1 protein-coding gene and 1 pseudogene are annotated in these 2,621 nt (G+C 68.2%); both read left to right on the forward strand.

Annotation, left to right across the window (positions count from 1 at the left end):
• A partial coding sequence (locus AC1DIO_RS35115) for a cadherin-like domain-containing protein (protein WP_476854928.1) occupies positions 1-2,313 on the forward strand: 2,313 nt, incomplete at its 5' end.
• Positions 2,314-2,370: 57 nt separating this feature from the next.
• A pseudogene (locus AC1DIO_RS35120) lies at positions 2,371-2,621 on the forward strand (HlyD family type I secretion periplasmic adaptor subunit); the annotation flags it as partial.

A 2,621-nucleotide genomic window follows, 5' to 3' on the forward strand; every position in this document is an offset into this window, starting at 1 on the left:
TTCTCGCCGGCCAAGCTCGAGGATGTCTTCGGCGATCCGGCGAGCAAYGACAACCTGACGCTCAGCCATGGCGGCGGCCTCTCCGGCAGTGCCGGCTCTGGCGGTGGCCATGACTTCGAGGGGATCGCCTCGGCCGGCGGCGGCTCGGGYGGCCACCACCCCGGCCCGGGCGGCCATTCCGGCCCGGGCGGCGAGAATCCTGGCGKACCCGGCGGTGAAAACCCCGGCGGGCCACGCAGCAACCGGGCGCCGCAACTCGCCGGCGTCGTCAACCTGCGCAGCATCGGGCGCTGCGAGACGCTGCTGATCACCATGGTCGGCCTGCTCGCGGGAGCGCGCGACCCCGATGGCGATGCGCTGTCGATCCGCAATCTCACCGTCTCCAGCGGCACGCTGACCGCGGTCGAGGGTGGCTGGGAGTTCACCCCGGCGCCCGGCTATTTTGGCCCGGTGACGCTGAGCTACGAGGTCAGCGACGAGACCGTCGCGGTCGCCCAGACCGCGCTCTTCAGGGTCGTCGAGTTCACCGAGATCAACGGCACGTCAGGCGATGACGGCCTGACCGGGACCGAATGCGCCGACCTGATCGACGGGCGCGACGGCAATGACGTGATCGACGGCCGCGGCGGCTCCGACATCCTGCATGGCGGCGCCGGCAACGACTTCATCCGCGGCGGCGCCGGCCATGACCTGATCTATGCCGGGCGCGGCAACGACATCGTCTATGGCGGCGACGGCAACGACACGATCTATGGCGATGACGGCGACGACCAGCTCTTCGGCGAGGATGGCGACGACATCATCTATGGCGAGGCCGGCAATGACATCATCATCGGCGGCAAGGGCAACGACCAGCTCTCCGGCGGTGACGGCAACGACCAGATCTCTGGCGGCGAGGGCAACGACCAGATCGCCGGGGATGCCGGCAACGACGTCGCCCATGGCGATGAGGGCGACGACACCGTGGATGGCGGCGCCGGGAATGATGAAGTTCATGGCGATGCCGGCGACGATCACGTCATGGGCGGCGCCGGCAATGACCAGGTCTATGGTGAGGACGGCGACGACATCCTCGACGGCGGCGCCGGCGACGACTGGATCGACGGCGGCGAAGGCGACAACACGATCTTCACCGGCGATGGCACCAACAGCGTCCGCACCGGCAACGGCAACAATGTTGTGACCGGTGGCGCTCATGTCGACATCGTCCAGTTCGGCGCCGGCCAGGACACGGCCCAGCTCGGCGCGGGCGACGATGCAGCGGCCGGCGGCGGCGGCGATGACCGGCTCTTCGGCGAGGATGGCGACGACACGCTCTCCGGCGACGACGGTGACGATGTGCTCGACGGCGGTTCCGGCGACGATCACCTCGCGGGCGGCAGCGGCGACGACCAGATCCATGGCGGGACCGGTGACGACATCGTCTTCGGCGGCGACGGGCGCGACCGGATCGAGGGCGACGCGGATGACGACATCGTCTTCGCCGGCGCCGGCGACGACCGGGTCGAGGGCAATGYCGGCAATGACCGGCTCTTCGGCGAGGCTGGYGACGACCGGATCGAGGGYGACGCGGGCGATGATGTCATCGATGGCGGGGCCGGCAACGACCGGCTCGAGGGCGATGACGGCGACGACGTGGTCATGGGCGGAGCTGGTAACGACCAGATCGCCGGAGATGCTGGCGACGATACGCTCGATGGCGGTACCGGTGAGGATCTCGTCAAGGCCGGCGCCGGCAACGACGTGATCATCGGCACGCTCGATGCTGCGGCCGATTGCTATGATGGCGGCAACGGCAGCGACACGCTGGATTACTCCCAGGCGACGCAATGCATCGACATCAACCTGGTCGAGGGCAAGGCGGTCAGCGTCGAGATCGGCGCKGACAGCTTCTCCAATATCKAGGCGGTGATCGGCGGCAGCGGCGACGACCACTTCACCATCGGTGCCGACGCAGTGACGCTGACCGGCGGTGCCGGCAACGACTGCTTCTCGTTCGACGTGCCCTATGACGAGGATGACCGCGACCTGATCCACCAGATCCTCGATCTCGAGGCTGGCGACCGCATCATCGTCAGCCAGTACCAGATCCGCACGGATGACGATCCCGCCAATGGTGCGCCCGGGGACGAGGCCGATCCGTTCGCCAGCGCCTATGGCGACCAGGCCGGCACTGCCAGCCAGCCCTTCCGCTTCCGCATCGAGAAGATCGGTGACAACGACTACACCTATGTCGACGTCTATCTCGAGCAGACCGACGAGAGGGACTACTCCATCGAGATCCAGGGCAGCCACAGGCTTTACTATTACTGACCTCGGTGCGGGGCAGCTCGGCCTCGCATCCCGGGTCCGCTGACGGGAGAGACGGATATGACCAGGCGCAATGTCGCATCGCAGGTGGGCGGGGACGCCAGGGAAGGGCGCGAGCCGAACTTCGGGCTCGGCCGGCATATGCTCGCCGGTACCGCGCTCGCCCTGCTCCTGGTCGTCGGCTGCGGCGGCTGGGCCGCCAGCGCCCATCTCAACGGCGCCGTGATCGCCCAGGGCTCGATCAAGGTCGATCAGAACCTCAAGGAGGTGCAGCACCGCGACGGCGGCGTCGTCCAGGCGATCGGGGTGCG

Source organism: Allobosea sp. 05T439 (genome assembly GCF_056396005.1).